Source organism: Demequina muriae, from assembly GCF_030418295.1.
GTDB lineage: Bacteria > Actinomycetota > Actinomycetes > Actinomycetales > Demequinaceae > Demequina > Demequina muriae.
This window is the reverse complement of record NZ_JAUHQA010000001.1, coordinates 924,929-942,576: the sequence shown is the minus strand read 5'-3', so window position 1 is coordinate 942,576 and position 17,648 is coordinate 924,929. Positions and strand designations below refer to the sequence as shown.

Annotated in this window: 18 protein-coding genes; 17 read left to right on the top strand and 1 reads right to left on the bottom strand. The window is 69.4% G+C overall.

Annotation, left to right across the window (positions count from 1 at the left end; translation table 11 throughout):
* From QQX02_RS04365 to QQX02_RS04310, 12 genes are all read left to right on the top strand, one after another.
* Positions 1-480 (top strand): PH domain-containing protein, encoded by a 480-nt coding sequence (locus QQX02_RS04365; RefSeq protein ID WP_301141477.1) that lies wholly within the window; start codon positions 1-3, stop codon positions 478-480.
* On the top strand, positions 477-2,111 hold the full coding sequence (locus tag QQX02_RS04360; protein WP_301141475.1) for a PH domain-containing protein: 1,635 nt from the start codon (positions 477-479) through the stop codon (positions 2,109-2,111). Before QQX02_RS04365 ends, QQX02_RS04360 begins: the two co-directional genes overlap by 4 nt.
* Complete coding sequence (locus QQX02_RS04355) at positions 2,104-2,985, top strand: Rossmann-like and DUF2520 domain-containing protein (protein ID WP_301141473.1); 882 nt, start codon at positions 2,104-2,106, stop codon at positions 2,983-2,985. Before QQX02_RS04360 ends, QQX02_RS04355 begins: the two co-directional genes overlap by 8 nt.
* Positions 2,986-3,001: 16 nt before the next feature.
* Positions 3,002-3,868, top strand: a complete 867-nt coding sequence (gene panC, locus QQX02_RS04350; protein WP_301141471.1) for a pantoate--beta-alanine ligase — start codon at positions 3,002-3,004, stop codon at positions 3,866-3,868.
* Positions 3,865-4,326, top strand: a complete 462-nt coding sequence (gene panD, locus QQX02_RS04345; RefSeq protein ID WP_301141469.1) for an aspartate 1-decarboxylase — start codon at positions 3,865-3,867, stop codon at positions 4,324-4,326. Before panC ends, panD begins: the two co-directional genes overlap by 4 nt.
* A gap of 144 nt (positions 4,327-4,470) precedes the next feature.
* Positions 4,471-6,165, top strand: coding sequence for an L-aspartate oxidase (locus QQX02_RS04340; RefSeq protein ID WP_301141467.1), 1,695 nt, complete (start codon positions 4,471-4,473; stop codon positions 6,163-6,165).
* 229 nt (positions 6,166-6,394) lie between these two features.
* Complete coding sequence (nadC, locus tag QQX02_RS04335; RefSeq protein WP_301143658.1) at positions 6,395-7,294, top strand: carboxylating nicotinate-nucleotide diphosphorylase; 900 nt, start codon at positions 6,395-6,397, stop codon at positions 7,292-7,294.
* A 102-nt stretch (positions 7,295-7,396) separates the two neighbouring features.
* Entirely contained in the window at positions 7,397-8,860 is a 1,464-nt protein-coding gene (gene lysS, locus QQX02_RS04330; RefSeq protein ID WP_301143656.1) for a lysine--tRNA ligase, read from the top strand.
* Between the two features lie 3 nt (positions 8,861-8,863).
* Complete coding sequence (locus QQX02_RS04325; protein WP_301141465.1) at positions 8,864-9,055, top strand: hypothetical protein; 192 nt, start codon at positions 8,864-8,866, stop codon at positions 9,053-9,055.
* 137 nt (positions 9,056-9,192) lie between these two features.
* The gene (locus QQX02_RS04320) at positions 9,193-9,507 is read left to right on the top strand and encodes a histone-like nucleoid-structuring protein Lsr2 (RefSeq protein WP_301141463.1); all 315 of its coding nucleotides are present in this window, start codon (positions 9,193-9,195) and stop codon (positions 9,505-9,507) included.
* Between the two features lie 60 nt (positions 9,508-9,567).
* A complete protein-coding gene (locus QQX02_RS04315; protein WP_301141461.1) occupies positions 9,568-10,659 on the top strand; it encodes a lactonase family protein in 1,092 nt (363 codons plus the stop codon).
* A gap of 139 nt (positions 10,660-10,798) precedes the next feature.
* Positions 10,799-11,542 (top strand): phosphoglyceromutase, encoded by a 744-nt coding sequence (locus tag QQX02_RS04310; RefSeq protein ID WP_301141458.1) that lies wholly within the window; start codon positions 10,799-10,801, stop codon positions 11,540-11,542.
* A 114-nt stretch (positions 11,543-11,656) separates the two neighbouring features.
* Here the strand turns inward: QQX02_RS04310 and phoU are convergent, their stop codons facing one another.
* Positions 11,657-12,316 (bottom strand): phosphate signaling complex protein PhoU, encoded by a 660-nt coding sequence (gene phoU, locus QQX02_RS04305; RefSeq protein ID WP_301141456.1) that lies wholly within the window; start codon positions 12,314-12,316, stop codon positions 11,657-11,659.
* Between the two features lie 142 nt (positions 12,317-12,458).
* On the opposite strand from phoU, the gene QQX02_RS04300 reads away from it, so the two are divergent.
* The 5 genes from QQX02_RS04300 (at position 12,459) to pstA (ending at position 17,643) form a co-directional block, all read left to right on the top strand.
* Positions 12,459-13,601, top strand: a complete 1,143-nt coding sequence (locus QQX02_RS04300) for a sensor histidine kinase (RefSeq protein ID WP_301141454.1) — start codon at positions 12,459-12,461, stop codon at positions 13,599-13,601.
* Positions 13,598-14,293, top strand: coding sequence for a response regulator transcription factor (locus QQX02_RS04295; protein WP_301141452.1), 696 nt, complete (start codon positions 13,598-13,600; stop codon positions 14,291-14,293). The genes QQX02_RS04300 and QQX02_RS04295 overlap by 4 nt, the downstream gene beginning before the upstream one ends.
* A 153-nt stretch (positions 14,294-14,446) precedes the next feature.
* A complete protein-coding gene (gene pstS, locus QQX02_RS04290; protein ID WP_301141450.1) occupies positions 14,447-15,574 on the top strand; it encodes a phosphate ABC transporter substrate-binding protein PstS in 1,128 nt (375 codons plus the stop codon).
* Between the two features lie 90 nt (positions 15,575-15,664).
* On the top strand, positions 15,665-16,669 hold the full coding sequence (pstC, locus tag QQX02_RS04285; RefSeq protein ID WP_301141449.1) for a phosphate ABC transporter permease subunit PstC: 1,005 nt from the start codon (positions 15,665-15,667) through the stop codon (positions 16,667-16,669).
* Entirely contained in the window at positions 16,669-17,643 is a 975-nt protein-coding gene (pstA, locus tag QQX02_RS04280; RefSeq protein WP_301141448.1) for a phosphate ABC transporter permease PstA, read from the top strand. The genes pstC and pstA overlap by 1 nt, the downstream gene beginning before the upstream one ends.
* Positions 17,644-17,648 lie beyond the last annotated feature (5 nt).

The window sequence follows — 17,648 nt, the reverse complement described above, 5'->3', positions numbered from 1 at the left end:
ATGACCTGGTTCGAGCCCGACGACGCCCCGTGGCAGTACGTCTCCCGCACTCTCATCTACGCACGCCTGATCACGATGGCCCTGTGGCTGGGCATTCCGCTGATCGGCCTGATCGTGCTCGGCGCGCTCACGAGTCCGTGGGTGTGGACGGGAGCAGGGGCGCTGCTGATCGCGATGATCTGGAGCGCCTGGGTGATCGTGCGTCAGGTGACGGCGCATGCGTGGGCGGAGCGTGAGGACGACCTGGTGGTGAAGCGTGGTCGCATCCTGCGCACCGTCACCGTGGTGCCGTACGGCCGCATGCAGTACGTCGAGGTCGAGTCGGGGCCGCTCGCGCGTGCCTTCGGCATCGCCCGCGTCCAGCTCCACACGGCCTCGCCCGGCACTGACGCGAACATCGCGGGCGTGCCCGAGGCCGAGGCCGCGCGTCTGCGCGACCGTCTCACCTCGCGGGGCGAAGCGCAGCTGGCGGGACTGTGACCGGCGAGCCCGAGGCCGCGACCCCTGGGGCGCCGGAGCACGCTGCCCCTGCCTCGCGGCGCACGGTGTATCGCGCACCCCGCGAATGGCACCGGCTGCACCCGATCTCTCCGCTCCTGGGCGGATGGGCCGTCCTCGGCGTCGTCGGATCGGTCATGCTCTACAACTACGCTCCGAGCTGGTCCGGTCCGGATGAGTACGCGGTCGAGATCGCGCACGCCCTCACGAGCTCGATCGGCTGGTTCGCGCTCGGAGCGTTCGTGATCCTGGGCGTGACCATCGGCTTCGGGTATCTCCAGTGGCGCGTCAATCAGTACCGGCTCGGCGACGAGGCCGTCCACCAGCGCAAGGGCATCGTGTTCCGTCAGCAGCGCCAGGCCCGCCTGGACCGCCTGCAGGCCGTCGACGTGGTGCAGCCGCTGCTCGCACGGATCTTCGGCTTCGCCGTGTTGCGGATCGAGGTGGCCGGCGGGGAGAACTCCGGCATCGCGCTCGAGTACCTGCGGCTCGGCGACGCCGAGGCGATGCGCAACGAGCTGCTCGCCCTCGCCGCCGGCGTGAAGCGCGCCAAGGCGGCAGGCAAGGAGGCGACGGTCGATGCCATCGCCGCCCAGTCCGAGACGGGACACGCGGCCGATGCGGGCGTCGCCTACGCGGGCGAGGCCTCCCTGCGCGACATCGCCGGGATGCCGCAGGGCGAGGCGGAGACGCCGGCCGCGCCTGAGCGCGAGGTCTACGCGGTGCCGCTCAGCCGGCTGGCGCTGTCCATCGTGCTGTCGGGTCCGTTCATCTTCATCGTCACCGTCCCGGCGCTGGTCGGCATTGCGGTCCTCGCACTGCCGATCGACCTCGGCGACATCCTCGCTGTGACGGTGGGCGCGAGCCTGTTCACCGTGCTGCCCGCTGCGTTTGCGCTCCTCGGGTACTTCTGGTCGCGCTTCAACTCCGGCTTCGGCTTCAAGGCCGCGCTGTCACCCGACGGGATCCGGCTGCGGCACGGAGCGCTCGAGACGCGACGCCAGACGGTGCCCCCGGGACGTGTGCAGGCGGTGCGCTTCCATCAGACGCTGCTGTGGCGCCACAAGGACTGGTGGCGCGTCACCATCAACGTCGCGGGCTACCAGGACGATCAGGAGAACGTGTCGACTCTGCTGCCCGTCGGCTCGCGCCAGGATGCGCTCACAGCGTTGTGGCTCGTGCTGCCGGACCTGGGCGACCCCGACCCGGCCGGCACCGTGTCGACGGCGCTCTCGGGCTCGGGAGACGAGCACGGATTCATCCCGTCTCCGCGACGGGCGCGGCTGTTCGACCCGATCCAGTGGCGTCAGCGCGGCGTCCGCGCGACGGACCGGGCGCTGCTGATCCGGCGCGGCCGGCTGTCGCGAGAGATGTTCGTGGTGCCGCACGAGCGCACTCAATCCCTGCAGCTGCAGCAGGGTGCGCTGCAGCGACGGCGCGGGCTCGCGACCTTCGTGGTGCACTCCACCAACGGACCGGTCAAGCCCGTCGCCGAGCACCTGGACGTCGACGATGCGCTTGCGCTGCTCGACTCGCAGGCGCAGCGGGCCGCCGAGGGGCGCCGCCGCCAGACCCCTGAGCAGTGGATGTCGGCGGTGGGCATACGTGAGTAGGCCCGGACGGCTCGCGATCGGCGTCCTCGGCGCCGGCCGCGTGGGCGCGGTGCTGGGCGCGGCGCTCCGACGTGCGGGTCACGACATCGTGGGAGCGACGGGGGTCTCCGAGGAGTCACGGGACCGGATCGATGCGCTGCTGTCGGGCGTGCCGGTGGTCGAGCCCGACGTCCTGGTCGGGCAGGCCGACCTGGTGCTGCTGACCGTGCCTGACGACCAGATCCGTCCCGTCGCTGCCGGGTTGGCATCGCTGGGCGCGTGGCGCGCGGGGCAGATCGTGGTGCACACCTCGGGGCGCTACGGGACGGAAGCGCTGGCCGATGCGATCGCGGCGGGAGCGCTCCCTCTCGCGATTCACCCCGCCATGACGTTCACCGGGACCTCGCTGGACCTGGAGCGGCTGTCGGATGCGGTGTTCGCCGTGTCCGCGCCCGCCCCGCTGTTGCCGATCGCCCAGGCGCTCGTGGTGGAGATGGGCGGCGAGCCGCTGGTGATCGACGACGCCTCGCGGCCCGCGTATCACGCGGCGCTGGTGCACGGCGCGAACCACGTCGTCACTGCGGTGACCCAGGCCAGTGCCCAGCTCGCGCGCATCGGCGTGGAGGAGCCCGGGCGCGTGCTGGGGCCGCTGGTGCACGCCTCGGTCGAGGGTGCGCTCACCGACGCGCCTGGCGCCGTCGCGTCGCTGACCGGCCCCGTCGTGCGCGGCGACGCCGGCACCATCGCGGCGCACCTGGCTGCGCTCGCGGACCAGCCGGAGACTCTGCATGCCTACCGGGCCATGGCTCGGGCGACAGCGGACCTCGCGCTCTCGGGCGGGCGCATCGGACCGGCCGCGTACGCGGACATCATCGCCACGCTCGGAGTCGACTGATGACAGGAGCCACGCCATGATCCTGGCACCGACCGCCGCCGAGCTCCCCGAGCGGCCGAGCGAGGGTACTCGCGCCGTCGTCATGACCATGGGGGCGCTGCACGAGGGCCACCTGACTCTGGTGCGTCGCGCGCGTCAGATCGCGGACCAGGTCGTGGTGACGATCTTCGTCAACCCCCTGCAGTTCAACGACCCCGGCGACCTCGATCGCTACCCGCGCACGCTCGAAGCCGACTGCGCGCTCCTGGCGGCCGAGGGCGTGGACGCGGTCTTCGCGCCGTCCGTCGACGAGATGTATCCGGGTGGTGATCCGGTCGTGACCGTCAGCGCCGGAGTCATCGGCGACGTGTTCGAAGGAGAGCACCGTCCGGGCCACTTCGACGGAGTGCTCACGGTGGTGCTCAAGCTGCTGCACCTCACCTCGCCGGACGTCGCGCTGTTCGGCGCCAAGGACGCGCAGCAGGTGATCGCCGTGCGCACCATGGTCCGCGACCTCGCCGTCCCCGTGCGGATCGAGGCGGTGCCGACGGTGCGCGACCCGGACGGGCTGGCACTCAGCTCCCGCAACGCGCACCTGAGCTCCGACGACCGCGACAGCGCTCTCGCCCTGTCCCGCGCGCTCGCCGCCGCGGAGGCGGCCGCCCGGAATGGCGCATCGGCCGCCGACGTTGTCCGCTCAGGAATGGACGTGCTGGCAGGCGCAGCCCGCGCATCGGCCGGGATCACCGTGGACTATGTCGCGGCGTTGGACCCCCGGACGGCGCACGAGGTGCCCGCGGATCACCGTGGAGAAGCCGTGATCGCGGTCGCGGCCACCGTGAGAGGAACGCGGCTCATCGACAACACGTCCGTCCTCATCGAACCGGAAGGATCGCCCTCATGACCAGCCTCGTCAGGCCCATGATGATCGCGAAGATCCATCGCGCCACCGTCACCCAGGCAGACCTGCACTACGTGGGATCGATCACGATCGACGCCACGCTGATGGAGCGCGCGGATCTGCTCCCGGGCCAGCAGGTGGACGTGGTGGATGTGACCAACGGAGCGCGGCTCACGACGTACGCGATCCCCGGCGAGCCCGACACCGGGCAGATCTGCATCAACGGCGCAGCAGCCCACCTCGTGAACCCGGGCGACACCATCATCGTGATCGCGTACGGGATGCTCGCGGACGACGAGGCGCGCACGTTCGAGCCCCACGTGGTGTTCGTGGACGGCGACAACCGGATCGTGTCCGAATGCGACGACCCCGGCACGGTGCCCGACGGGTATGGCCTCGAGCGGTCGGGCGTGCCCGTGCACGAGTTCCACGAGAAGGGCTGGGAGGCCTTCCGCTCCTGAGCCCGCTCGAGGCCCTTCAACTGCGAACCCCATTTCCCCCTGACACGCCGTCCATACCGGCCGATGCGGGGGCTGAGTTCGGAGTGTCGGCGCCGCAGCGGTTCGTAGTGAAGGGCGTGGAGGGGTCGCCGGTAGGTTGACCCCATGAGTTCGTTCGTTCGCCGACTCGCCGCGCCGCAGCCCGGCTGGACCATCAACGCCGACGTGATCGTGGTGGGCTCCGGCATCGCAGGCCTCACCGCCGCGCTGGAGCTGCGCGCCAAGGTCGATCGCGTGCTGGTGGTGACCAAAGGGGAGCTGAGCTCCGGCTCGACCGTGTGGGCCCAGGGCGGCATCGCCGCGGCGCTCGACCCCGAGGACACCCCCGACGAGCACCTGCAGGACACCCTCGTCGCCGGTGCCGGGCTGTGCTCGGAGCAGGCCGTGCGGGCGCTCGTCACCGAGGGCCCTGACCGCGTGCGGGAGCTCGTCACGCGCGGCGCCAACTTCGACACCGGCCCCGACGGCGATATCACCCTGACGCGGGAGGGCGGCCACATGCGCGACCGGATCGCGCACGCGGGCGGCGACGCGACGGGAGCCGAGATCTCTCGGGCGCTCATCGCCCAGCTCGCGGCGGTGGAGAACGACCCCGGGATCGAGGTGATCGAGCACGCCATGGTGGTGGACCTGCTCACCTCAGCCCCGGATGGCGACGGCAGGCCCGGGCCCGTGTGCGGCGTCACCCTGCACATCATCGGCGAGGGTTCTCGCGACGGCGTGGGCGCCGCGCTCGCCAAGTCCGTGATCCTTGCGACGGGTGGCATCGGCCAGGTCTTTCTGTCCTCCACCAATCCCGCTTCTGCCACCGGCGACGGGCTCGCGGCGGCGCTGCGCGCAGGCGCCGCGATCGCGGACCTCGAATTCGTGCAGTTCCACCCGACCGTGCTGTGGCAGGGCTCCGCGGCTCGCGGTCAGCAGCCGCTGATCTCCGAGGCCGTGCGGGGAGAGGGCGCACACCTGCTCAACGCCACCGGCGAGCGGTTCATGGTCGACCGTCACCCCATGGCCGAGCTCGCTCCCCGCGACGTGGTGAGCAAGGGCATCGTCGCGATGATGGAGGACGAGGGCTCCGAGAACGTCTTCCTTGACTGCCGCCACCTCGGCAAAGGGTTCCTCAAGGACCGGTTCCCCACCATCTGGGAGCGACTCGAAGAGCGGAACATCGACATGGCGCGGGACCTCATCCCGGTGGCTCCCGCCCAGCACTATCACTCAGGAGGCATCCTCACCGATCTGCGCGGCCGCTCCACCCAGGCCGGCCTCTATGCGATCGGCGAGGCCGCGTGCACCGGCGTGCACGGCGCGAACCGGCTCGCGTCGAACTCGCTGCTCGAAGGCCTGGTCTTCGCCACCCGCGCGGCGGCCGATGCGGCGAGCGCCGTGGCGGACGGGGTGGTGAGCCAGCGTGAGCCCGTGGAGCGCTCCGGCCCGGCCGCGCTGGTGCCGGCGACGGCTCGGCCGCAGATCCAATCGGCCGCGCACCGAGGCGCGGGCCCCGTGCGGGTGGCCGCCAAGCTCGAGCGCGCGGCGGAGCGACTGGCCTCCCTGAGGGCCAAGTTCCGCGCCGATGCGCTGCGCACCCCGACGCCGCAGACCGCGGAGTGGGAGACGAGCAACATCCTGGCCGTCGCATCGGTGCTGACCGCGGTGGCCCTCGAGCGCGAGGAGACACGTGGTGGACACCTGCGCGAGGACTTCCCCGAGGCGGACGATGCGCACTGGCGAGTGCGGCTGGCCGCCACCCTGGACTCCGATGGAGAACTGGCGCTGATGCGCGCGCCGCTCGAACTCGGCTAGCGGCGCCCGCGGCAGGGTCGGCTCGGCCCACTCGCCTGCACGCGGCGGCGCGCCGACCGCAGCCGACGCGCGCCACCGCGTGCAGTCCCTCAGCGCCGTCGTCGATCGACCACGCCCCACCGTCAGACGGTACCTCTCTCGTGTGACATCGGCCACTCTTGGCGTGTCGAAGCCGCAGTGGGCATGGTCCGTGAGCGCGCCGAACGGTCGTACTCTGGTGGGCGTGATCATGCCTGAAGACCTTCCGCAGGACCGCCGGCTGCGCGCCTCATGGCTCGCCTCATCGGTGGGTGAGGCGCTGGATGAGGACCTCGGCGCTGAGCCCGGCCGCGACGTCACGACGCTGGCGACCATTCCTGCGTCCACGGTGGTGACGGGTCAGATCGTGGTGCGAGAGGCCGGCGTGGTCGCGGGCATCCCCGTGATCGCCGAGACGCTCCACCAGGTCGCCGAGCGCCTCAACCTTCCCGTTCCCACCGTGCACCTGCGCGCCTCCGACGGCGACCGTCTCGACGCAGGCGCCCCCGTCGCCGACGTCTCGGGTGCAGGGCAGGTGGTGCTCATCGCCGAACGCACCATGCTGAACTTCCTGTCGCGTGCCTCGGGCATCGCGACCCACACTCGTCGCTGGGCCGATGCGCTCGACGGGACGGGAGCGCGCGTGCTCGACACCCGCAAGACCACGCCGGGCCTGCGCGAGCTGGAGAAGTACGCGGTGCGGGCGGGCGGCGGCACGAACAAGCGGTTCGGCCTGTTCGACTGCGCCATGGTCAAGGACAACCACATCGTCGCGGCCGGGTCCGTGGCGGGAGCGATCCACGCGATCCGCGCCTACTCCCCGGACGTGCCCATCCAGGTCGAGGTGGAGAGCGCCGTTCAGGCGCACGAGGCCATCGATGCAGGCGCACGATTCCTCATGCTGGACAACATGTCCCTCGAGCAGATGCGCGACCTGGTCCGGGGCGTGCGCGAGCGGGAGCCCGAGGTGGGCCGAGTGCGACTCGAGGCCACCGGCGGACTCAGCCTGAGCGGCGCGCGCGACGTGGCCGAGACCGGAGTCGACTTCATGTCGGTGGGCGCGCTCACGCACTCGAGTCCCATCCTGGATCTTGCTCTCGACCTGAGCTGACGCGTCGACCGGTGCCCGCGCATCGGCCGCAGCGGGCGCGCCGGTACCCTAGAGGGCGTGACTGACGCGCCTAACACCACTCCTGACGACGTACCCGAGCAGATGCGAGTGCGCCGCGCCAAGCGCGACCGCATCATCGCGGAGGGCCGACAGGCCTACCCGGTCTCGGTGCCTCGCACCCACGAGATCGCGGACGTCAAGCGCGAGTACGACCGCCTCGAGACCGGTGAGGAGACCGCCGACGTCGTGGGCGTGGCCGGCCGCGTCGTGTTCGTGCGCAACACCGGCAAGCTGTGCTTCGCGTCGATCCAGGACGGTGCGGGGGAGCGCCTGCAGATCATGCTGAGCCTGGCCGAGGTGGGCGAGGAGTCGCTGGCGGCCTTCAAGGCGGACGTCGATCTGGGCGATCACCTGTTCGCCCACGGGCGCGTCATCAAGTCGCGCCGGGGCGAGGTGTCCGTCTTCGCGGACCGCTGGGAGATCGCCGCCAAGGCGTTGCGTCCCCTGCCCGTGCTGCACAAGGACCTCGCTGAGGACACGCGCGTGCGCCAACGCTATGTCGACCTCATTGCGCGGCCGATCGCGCGCGACATGGTGCGCAATCGCGCCTCGGTGATGCGGAGCCTCCGTGAGTCGCTTCATTCGCGAGGATTCATCGAGATCGAGACGCCGATGCTGCAGACCCAGCACGGCGGTGCGGCGGCGCGCCCGTTCACCACGCACATGAACGCGTTCGACATCGACCTGTTCCTTCGCATCGCCCCCGAGCTATTCCTCAAGCGCGCGGTGGTCGGTGGAATCGAGAAGGTTTTCGAGATCAATCGCAATTTCCGCAACGAAGGCGCGGATTCGTCGCACTCGCCGGAATTCTCGATGCTGGAGGCGTACGAAGCCTACGGCGACTACGACACCATGGCGACGCTGACGCGCGATCTCATTCAAGGCGCGGCGCGAGACGTGTATGGCAGTGAGATCGTCACGCTCGCGAGCGGCGAGGAATACGACCTGTCGGGGGAGTGGGCGGAGCTCACCATGTACGGGTCGCTGTCCGCGGCACTCGGCGAAGAGGTGACGCCACGGACGTCGATCGATCAGCTGCAGCGGTGGTGCGACGCGGCCGACGTGTCCGTGGACCCCAAGCGCGTGAACCACGGCAAGCTCGTCGAGGAACTGTGGGAGCACTACGTGGGCGACGCGCTGACTGCCCCCACGTTCGTGCGCGACTTCCCTGTGGAGACCAGCCCCCTCACCCGTGACCATCGGGTCCATGAGGGAATCGTGGAGAAGTGGGACCTCTACGTGCGCGGCTTCGAGCTCGCGACCGCCTACTCCGAGCTGGTGGACCCGGTGGTGCAGCGCGAACGATTCGAGCAGCAGGCGCGCATGGCCGCGCAGGGCGACGACGAGGCGATGGGACTGGACGAGGACTTCCTCACCGCTATGGAGCACGCGATGCCGCCCGCGGGTGGCATGGGCATGGGCATGGACCGGCTGCTCATGGCGCTCACCGGCCTCGGCATTCGCGAGACCATCACCTTTCCACTCGTGAAGCCCACGGAGGACTGACGCATGGACTGGGGTGCCATTCTTGCCGGGTTGATTCCGAGCATCGGCGTCGGTCTGCTGTTCTGGTTCGCGATGCGCGCGGTGGTGCGTGCCGATCGTCACGAGCGCGCGGCGCTCGCGCGCAACGACGATGCCGCTGGTCACCCTTCCGACGAGGCGCCCGACGAAGCGGAGAACGCCCCGCAGCAGGGTTGACCACAATAGCGGCGGTGCATTCTCGAAACGTTCGACAAATCCCTCGGGAATATTCTCATAGGCGCGAATGCTGCACTGTTTGACGGATTCCCATGGCGCGTGTAATTCTGAGCGCACCGCTTCAGAAAGGGTGGAAGATGGCACAGAGAGTGCAGGTTGTCCTCGTCGATGATGTTGATGGAGGCGAGGCCACCGAGACCTTGAGCTTCTCGCTCGAGAATGTCTCCTACGAGATCGACCTCTCCGCAGAGAATGCGGCACAGATGCGTGCGGACTTCCAGACCTGGACCGATCGCGCGCGCCGCGTGACGTCCAAGCGCGGCGGGGCGACGCGGTCACGCCGCTCGGACTCCGCGAAGGTGCGGGCGTGGGCCAAGGACAACGGCTTCGAGGTGTCGGAACGTGGTCGAATCTCGTCTGAGATTCGAGAGGCCTACACCAAGGCCAACTGAGCACGTGTCGCGCGGCCCCGCCCACTTCGGGCGGGGCCGCGCGCGTGTGAGAGGAGCATGATGACCGACGCAATCCCTCAGGTGTCCGAGCACGGCGCCGTCTGGTGGGGCACCTACCCCGAGGCCGGCCTGGGCACCCCGTCCGGACTGGGCGAGGGCCTGTGGCGACAGACTGCAGCCGACGCTCACCTCGCTCTCGAGCTCCCCACCCCGTCGTTCGTCGTCGCGCACCCGGATCGTGCGCTGCTCTATGCGATCAGCGAGACCGACGACACGGAGGTGCACGCGATCGACGTGAGCGATCCCGAGCAGCCGCGCGTGGTCTCCACGGTGCTCACCGGCGGCGCCTCGGGCTGTCACCTCCTTCTCAGCGGCGACGCCCGCACCCTGTACGTGAGCCACTACATGAGCGGGGATCTCGCGGTCGTGCAGCTCGACGAGCAGGGGATGCCGCTCGCCGACGTCCCGGCGCAGGTGTTCGGTCACGAGGGCTCCGGCCCGCGCGAGGACCGCCAGGAGGCGTCCCACGCGCACTCGGCCGGCTTCGGGCCCGGCGGGCACCACGTGCTGGTGGCCGATCTCGGCACCGACGAGCTGCGCCGGTACGCGATCCAGCAGGACGGACTGCTCGAGGATCACGGCATCGCCGCCACCCTGCCGCCCGGCGCGGGCCCGCGCCACTTCGCGGTGCGAGGCGAGTGGATCTATGTCCTGTCCGAGCTCGACCACCGGCTGCGCGCGCTCCGCTGGGACGCCGCATCGGGCACCGCCGCCGTGGTGTTCGACATCGCGAGCACCACCGCACCGCAGCGCACCGGCGACGAGATCAACGACTCCCACGTGCTGCTCGCGACGGACGATGTGCTCCTGCTGGGAGTGCGGGGCTGCGACGTGATCTCGGTGGTGGACCTGTCGCCGGAGGGCGAGCCCCGCTACCGCGGGTGCTTCGACGCGGGGCACTGGCCGCGCCACTTCGCCGTGGTGGGCGACCGCCTGCATGTGGGCGCCGAGCGGGGGCACGAGGTCCGGACGTTCGCGCTGGCCGATGTGCTCGCCCTGCCGCCCGAGCCTGAGGTGGGCCACATCGCCACGCTGCCGTTCTCGACCGCCCCCTTGCCGAGTCCCGCCTGCGTCGTCGCCCACCCGGCCTGACCCGCCTCGCCCCCTCCCTGGAGGAAGGTTCTGTACCCAGTTCGCGCTCATGGGGCGCCGGGGAGGAAGGATCTGTACCCGGGCGGGACGGGACCGTGGGCCCACAGCCCCGCCCGCGCATCGGCGCTAGGCTGTTTTCATGACCTACACACTGATCCTGCTCCGCCACGGCGAGAGCGAATGGAACGCCAAGAACCTGTTCACCGGCTGGGTCGACGTGCCCCTCAACGAGAAGGGCTGGGGCGAGGCCGTCCGCGGTGGCGAGCTGTTGAAGGCCGAGGGCGTGCTGCCCGACGTGGTGCACACCTCGTTGCTGCGCCGCGCGATCATGACCGCCAACCTGGCGCTCGACTCGGCGGACCGTCATTGGATCCCCGTCAAGCGCGACTGGCGCCTCAACGAGCGCCACTACGGTGACCTGCAGGGCAAGAACAAGGCCGAGACCCTCGAGCAGTTCGGCGAGGAGAAGTTCATGACCTGGCGCCGCTCGTACGACGTGCCGCCGCCGGAGATCTCCGCCGACAACGAGTACTCGCAGGAGGGCGACCCCCGCTACGCCGGCGAGCCGACCCCGAAGACGGAGTGCCTCAAGGACGTGCTCGAGCGCGCCCTGCCCTACTGGGACAACGCGATCGTGCCCGACCTCAAGGACGGCAAGACCGTCATGGTGGCGGCGCACGGCAACTCGCTGCGCGCGATCATCAAGTACCTCGACGGCATCGGCGACGACGAGATCGTGGGCGTGAACGTGCCCACCGGCATCCCGCTCGTCTACGAGCTCGATGAGGAGACCCTCAAGCCGGTCAAGGCCGGCGGCACCTACCTGGATGCGGACGCTGCCGCGGCGGCCATTCAGGCGGTCGCCAACCAGGGCAAGAAGTAAGGACTCTCGGTCACCCTCTCATCGCGTGGCCGAACAGGACGGGCCCCCTGCCAGTGGCAGGGGGCCCGTTCTTGTCCCGACGGCCGATGCGGGGGCCGGCGAGGGCGGTGCGCGCTAGATGCGGCCGCGCTCGCCCGTCACGTCGCCGGTCACCAAGTACACGATGCGGCGGGACACGCCCACGGCGTGGTCGCCAAACCGCTCGAAGTAGCGCGCGAGCAGGCTGATGTCCAGCGTCTCCTGCGTGGAGCCGGAGTACTCGTCGGAGAGCATCGTCTTGTACGCCAGCGAGTGGAGCTGGTCGAGGGCGTCGTCATCCGAGACGATCCCCGCCGCGACGTTGAGGTCGCGGGTCTCGAGCAGCTCGATGACCTCCGTCGCGGCCTTCTTGGCCGCCTCCGCCATGCCGGCGAAGATCTCCTCGTGGCCCGCGGGAATCGCGGAGCCGGGGTAAGCGCGGCGCGCGGATTCGGCGATGTGCTGGGCGAGGTCGCCCATGCGCTCGAGCGCCGCCGAGATCCTCAGCGACGCGACGATGCTCCGCAGGTCGAGGCCCACGGGCTGCTGCTGAGCGATGAGCAGCACGCATCGCTCGTCGACGGTCTCCTCGAGACCATCCAGCTTGGCGTCGTCGGCGATGACCTGCTGGGCGAGCTCGACGTTCTGAGTGAGCAGCGCCTCGGATGCGCGCGTGATGGCGGACTCCACGTGGCGGGCCATCGTCGTCAGGTCGTCGGCAAGCTCCGACATCTCTGCGGTGAACAGGGTGCGCATGGTTCTCCTCGGGGTGTGACGTTGCCCCTAGTGTGTCATCCGCCCCCGGCGGCGCGGAAGGAACCCACTGGTGCATGGGTGAACTTTCGGTGACGCCCCTGAACATTGGGTGAACCGTGGTGCGTGTGGTTACTGTGACCCCATGCCCCCCGAAATGTGGCTGGTCGCTGCCGTCGCGCTCGCTGTGGGAGCCGCCATCGGCGCCGTCGTCCACCGTCGCCAGGTGCGCAGCCAGGGCGTCTCCTCGACCTTGGTGCCGCACCGCACCCGAGAGGTGCTCGCCGTGCTGCAGTCAGGCGCGGCCGTGGTGCGACGCGACCGCCGCAGCGCCTTCTCCAACACCGTGGCCGCCGCGCTGGGCGTCGCGCGTCCGGACGGCGCGCTCCACCCCGGCGTCGCCGACCTCGCGGAGCGGGCATGGCGGGCCGATGCGCCGGTCGAGGACGAGGTGGAGATCAAGCGGGGTGTGCTGGGGTCGTCGAGCATCGTTCACGTGCGCGTCACTCCGCTGAACCAGGAGCTCGCGCTCGCGGTGGCCAACGACAACACGGAGCAGCGTGCCGCGGAGCAGACGCGGCGGGAGTTCGCCGTCAACGTCTCGCACGAGCTCAAGACGCCCGTCGGCGCGCTGTCGCTGCTCGCGGAGACCATCGAGGAGAACGCCGAGGACACGGAGATGGTGCGGGACTTCGCCAAGAAGATCCGCAAGGAGACCCGGCGGCTGACCAAGCTGATCCAGGAGATCGTCGAGATCTCGCGCCTGCAGGGCGGAGAGTCGGTGATGGAGTACGAGGCCGTGGATCTCGCCGGCGTGATCGCCGAGGTGCAGGAGGGCGTGCGTCTCACCGCCGACCACAAGCGCATCGCCCTGGTCACCGAGGTGTCCGCGCGACCCACCGTGATGGGCGACCGCGATCTGCTCTCGATGGCCGTGCGCAACCTCGTCGAGAACGCGGTGAACTACTCGGACGCCGGGTCCAAGGTCGCCACCACCCTGAGCGTGGAGGGAGAGGTGGCGAGCATCTCCGTCATCGACCAGGGCATCGGCATCGCTCCCGAGGATCAGGACCGCATCTTCCAACGGTTCTACCGCACGGACCCGGCACGGTCGCGTGAGACCGGCGGCACCGGGCTCGGCCTGTCGATCGTCAAGCACGTCGCCCTGCAGCATTCGGGCGCCGTAGAGCTGTGGTCGCAGCCCGCCGTGGGCTCGACCTTCACCATTCGTCTCGCCGTGCACGAGCAATCGGCCGATGCGGCGGACGCTATCCAGGAGGACACATGAGTGAGGCACGCGTACTGGTGGTCGAGGACGAGGAGTCCTATCGGGACTCCCTCAAGTACCTGCTGGCGCGCGAGGGCTTCGACGTGCTGCTGGCGGAGACCGGGCCCAAGGGCGTCGAGATGTTCCTGCGTGACGGAGCCGATGTGGTGCTGCTCGACCTGATGCTGCCCGGCATGTCGGGGGCCGACGTCTTCCGCACCATCAGGGAACGGTCCGACGTGCCCGTGATCATGGTCACCGCCAAGGATGACCAGGTCGACAGGATCATCGGCCTCGAGCTCGGCGCGGACGACTACGTCACCAAGCCGTACTCGGGCCGCGAACTGGTGGCGCGCATCAGAGCGGTCCTGCGACGTCAGCACCTGGGCGCGGCGGGCATTCCGGACGAGCCAGAGCGCCTGACCGTGGGCGGGCTCACCCTCGATCCCGAGCGGCTGAGCGTGACGAGGGACGGCGAGGCGCAGTCGCTTCCCCCCAAGGAGTTCGCGCTCCTGCACTTGCTCGCACAGAACGCGGGCCGGGTGCTCCCGCGCCAGGTCATCATTGACCGTGTATGGGGCGCCGACTACTTCGGCGACACCAAGACCCTCGACGTCCACATCAAGCGACTGCGCGGCCGGATCGAGGTTGATCCTTCCGAGCCGATGCTCATTCAGACGGTGCGCGGGGTCGGCTACACCTTCGAGGGGTAACATTTTGGTCACGGCAGGCTCGACGCGCTGGGGCGTTCACGGAACGTTCATCCAGCGTTCAGTTTCGCCATGGGAAGCCGTTACCTGCCGTCCCTACCTTGGAGAGCGTCCGGCATCAAGCCGGGTCCACCAAGCAAGTGAGGAAACTCGACTGTGAAGATTGCCACTCGTACCGGCGCCATCGCTTCGGCGGCCGTGCTGACGTTTGCGCTGGCGGCGTGCTCGCCGACCAACGAAGAGACCGACACCACCGACTCGGCCGCCCCCGGCGGTTCCGAGAGCGAAGCACCTGTCGCGCTGTCCGGCTCGATCAGCGGTGCAGGCGCGTCCTCGCAGGAAGCCGCTGTCGCCTCGTGGCGCGCAGGCTTCCAGGAGCTCAACCCTGAGGCCACCGTCAACTACGACCCGATCGGCTCGGGCGGCGGGCGCACGCAGTTCGGCGAGGGCGCAGTGTCGTTCGCCGGATCCGACGCGCTCATGGACTCCGACGAGTACGCCGCTGCTGTCGAGGCCTGCGACGGCGACTCGGGTGCCGTGCACCTGCCGCTGTACATCTCGCCCATCGCCGTGGTGTTCAACCTCGAGGGCGTCGAGCAGCTCAACATGACCCCCGCCCTGATCGCTCAGATCTTCAAGGGCGACGTCACGTCGTGGGACGACCCGGCCATCGCCGAGCTGAACCCCGACGCCGAGCTCCCCGGCGACGCCATCACTCCCGTGTACCGCGCGGACGAGTCCGGCACCACCGAGAACTTCGTCGACTACCTCGCGGCCGCAGCGCCCGAGGAGTGGGACTACGAGGTCACGGGCAACTGGCCCGTGAACGTCGGCGAGTCGGGCCCCGCGACGTCTGGCCAGATGCAGATCGTCCAGGACACGCCCGGATCCTTCGCCTACGTCGACGCCTCGCGCGCCGGCTCGCTCGGCACCGTCGCGGTGGACGTGAACGGCGAGTTCGTGCCGTACTCGCCTGAGGCTGCGGCCGCCGTCGTGACCGCATCGCCCCTGTCCGAGGGTGCGAACGGCGAGAACGACCTGGCCTACGAGCTCGACCGCACTCCTGACGCGGCCGGTGCCTACCCGATCGTTCTGGTGTCGTACCACATCGTCTGCCAGCAGTACGACGACGAGAACGAGCGCGCGCTCGTGACCGAGTACCTCAAGTACATCGCGTCCGCTGAGGGACAGGAGCAGTCCGCCGCCGCGGCCGGCTCGTCGCCCATCGGCGATGAGCTCGGAGCACGCGTGACCGAGATCCTCGACACGATCGCAGCGGGCTAAGTACCTGCTGGACTGGACCGATGGTGGGCTCGTCCGCAAGGATGGGCCCACCATCGCCTTCCCCCTCTCACACCCATGGAAAGAGCGCGCGTGACGACTTCGCAGGAGCAGGACTCCCCCGCCACCGAAGCCGACTACTCCGCCCATCCCGGCGCCTTCGCGAACCGTGCGTTCGGGGGACTCTCGGCTGGAGCCGCGAGCCTCATTCTGGTCACTCTGGCCGCCGTGGCGACCTTCCTCCTCATCGAGGCGTGGCCCGCGATGACCGCGTCGGCAGCTGAGCTCGACGAGCAGGTCGGCTGGCTCGGGACCGAATCGACCGAGACGCTGATCGCGACCATCGGCTACCTGGTCTACGGCACGATCCTGATCTCCGCGATCGCGCTGCTGATCGCTACGCCGCTGTCGTTCGGCATCGCGGTGTTCATCTCGCACTACGCGCCGCGCAGGCTGGCGCAGGGCCTCGGCTACCTGATCGACCTGCTCGCCGCCATCCCCTCAGTGGTCTATGGCCTGTGGGGAGCGATCGTTGTGGTGCCGGTGCTGCAGCCCTTCTACCAGTGGCTCGGCTCGACTCTCGGGTGGATCCCGCTGTTCGCCCCCGACCCCGCCACAGGCGAGGTGTCGACGACGGGCCGTGTCGCGCTGTCGGCGGGCATCGTTCTCGCGATCATGATCATCCCCATCATCACCGCCGTGACGCGCGAGGTGTTCCTGCAGACGCCCGTGCTGCACGAAGAGGCCGCGCTTGCGATGGGCGCCACGCGCTGGGAGATGATTCGCATGGCGGTCATCCCCTTCGGCCGCTCCGGCATGATCGGCGCGACGATGCTGGGCCTGGGCCGCGCACTCGGCGAGACCATGGCCGTCTACATGATCCTGTCGCCCGGACTCAGTTACGTCGCGTCGCTTCTCCAGGCAGGCCAGCACAACACGATCGCGGCGTACATCGCCCTGCAGTTCCCCGAGGCGAACGGCGCGGGCGTGTCCGCGCTCATCACGATGGGTCTCGCCCTGTTCGTGATCACCCTCCTCGTCAACATGCTCGCCCGTTGGGTCGTGTCCCGCCGGTCCGAATTCTCAGGAGCGAACTGATGGCTGAGACCACCATGACCCCCACTTCCACGACCTCTCCGCTCGGTCAGCTCAGCGGCAGGCGCAAGTTCACCGACAAGGGGATGACGGTCGTCGTCTACACGGCGTTCGCCATCGCGCTGGTTCCGCTCGTGTGGCTCTCGATCACTGTGGTGACGCGGGGTCTCGACCGGTTCTTCATCGACGGCAACGGCGAGGCGAACTTCAACCTCGACTTCCTGAACCAGACCATGCAGAACATCTTCGGCGGCATGCCGGAGGGCGGCATCCTGCACGCGATGTGGGGCACCATCCTCATGACCCTGGCGGCGACCGTGATCTCGGTGCCGATCGGACTGCTCACGTCGATCTACCTCGTCGAGTACGGTTCGGGCGGGCTCAAGCGGGCCGTGACGTTCTTCGTGGACGTGATGACGGGCATCCCGTCGATCGTCGCCGGTCTGTTCGCCTACGCGGTCTTCGCACTGATCGTCGGGCCAGGCACCAAGCTGGGCATCGTCGGTGCAGTGGCGCTCTCGGTGCTGATGATCCCGGTGGTGGTCCGCTCCTCGGAGGAGATGCTCCGCCTGGTGCCGAACGAGCTGCGCGAGGCGGCGTACGCGCTGGGTGTCCCCAAGTGGCTCACCATCATCAAGGTCGTGCTGCGCACGGCGATCGCCGGCATCACCACGGGCGTCACGCTCGCGATCGCCCGCGTGATCGGCGAGACCGCACCACTGCTGATCGCCGTGGGCGTCGCGGACTCCATGAACTTCAACCTGTTCGACGGCCGCATGATGAGCCTGCCCGTCTATATCGTCGCCGAGTGGCGCAAGGGCGATGCTCCCTGCAACGACGACACGATTGCGTGCGTGGCCAACATCGCGGAGACCCGTGCGTGGGCCGCAGCCTTCGTCCTCATCCTCATCGTCATGGCGCTCAACCTCATCGCTCGCCTGATCGCCAAGTACTTCTCGCCCAAGACCGGCCGCTGAGCCGA

What these genes read in the sequence shown, in the direction of transcription:
- QQX02_RS04365 (WP_301141477.1), top strand. Translation starts at nt 1, where the DNA reads ATGACCTGGTTCGAGCCCGACGACGCCCCGTGGCAGTACGTCTCCCGC.
- panC (WP_301141471.1), top strand. Translation starts at nt 3,002, where the DNA reads ATGATCCTGGCACCGACCGCCGCCGAGCTCCCCGAGCGGCCGAGCGAG.
- panD (WP_301141469.1), top strand. Translation starts at nt 3,865, where the DNA reads ATGACCAGCCTCGTCAGGCCCATGATGATCGCGAAGATCCATCGCGCC.
- QQX02_RS04340 (WP_301141467.1), top strand. Translation starts at nt 4,471, where the DNA reads ATGAGTTCGTTCGTTCGCCGACTCGCCGCGCCGCAGCCCGGCTGGACC.
- nadC (WP_301143658.1), top strand. Translation starts at nt 6,395, where the DNA reads ATGCCTGAAGACCTTCCGCAGGACCGCCGGCTGCGCGCCTCATGGCTC.
- lysS (WP_301143656.1), top strand. Translation starts at nt 7,397, where the DNA reads ATGCGAGTGCGCCGCGCCAAGCGCGACCGCATCATCGCGGAGGGCCGA.
- QQX02_RS04325 (WP_301141465.1), top strand. Translation starts at nt 8,864, where the DNA reads ATGGACTGGGGTGCCATTCTTGCCGGGTTGATTCCGAGCATCGGCGTC.
- QQX02_RS04320 (WP_301141463.1), top strand. Translation starts at nt 9,193, where the DNA reads ATGGCACAGAGAGTGCAGGTTGTCCTCGTCGATGATGTTGATGGAGGC.
- QQX02_RS04315 (WP_301141461.1), top strand. Translation starts at nt 9,568, where the DNA reads ATGACCGACGCAATCCCTCAGGTGTCCGAGCACGGCGCCGTCTGGTGG.
- QQX02_RS04310 (WP_301141458.1), top strand. Translation starts at nt 10,799, where the DNA reads ATGACCTACACACTGATCCTGCTCCGCCACGGCGAGAGCGAATGGAAC.
- phoU (WP_301141456.1), bottom strand. Translation starts at nt 12,316, where the DNA reads ATGCGCACCCTGTTCACCGCAGAGATGTCGGAGCTTGCCGACGACCTG.
- QQX02_RS04300 (WP_301141454.1), top strand. Translation starts at nt 12,459, where the DNA reads ATGCCCCCCGAAATGTGGCTGGTCGCTGCCGTCGCGCTCGCTGTGGGA.
- QQX02_RS04295 (WP_301141452.1), top strand. Translation starts at nt 13,598, where the DNA reads ATGAGTGAGGCACGCGTACTGGTGGTCGAGGACGAGGAGTCCTATCGG.
- pstA (WP_301141448.1), top strand. Translation starts at nt 16,669, where the DNA reads ATGGCTGAGACCACCATGACCCCCACTTCCACGACCTCTCCGCTCGGT.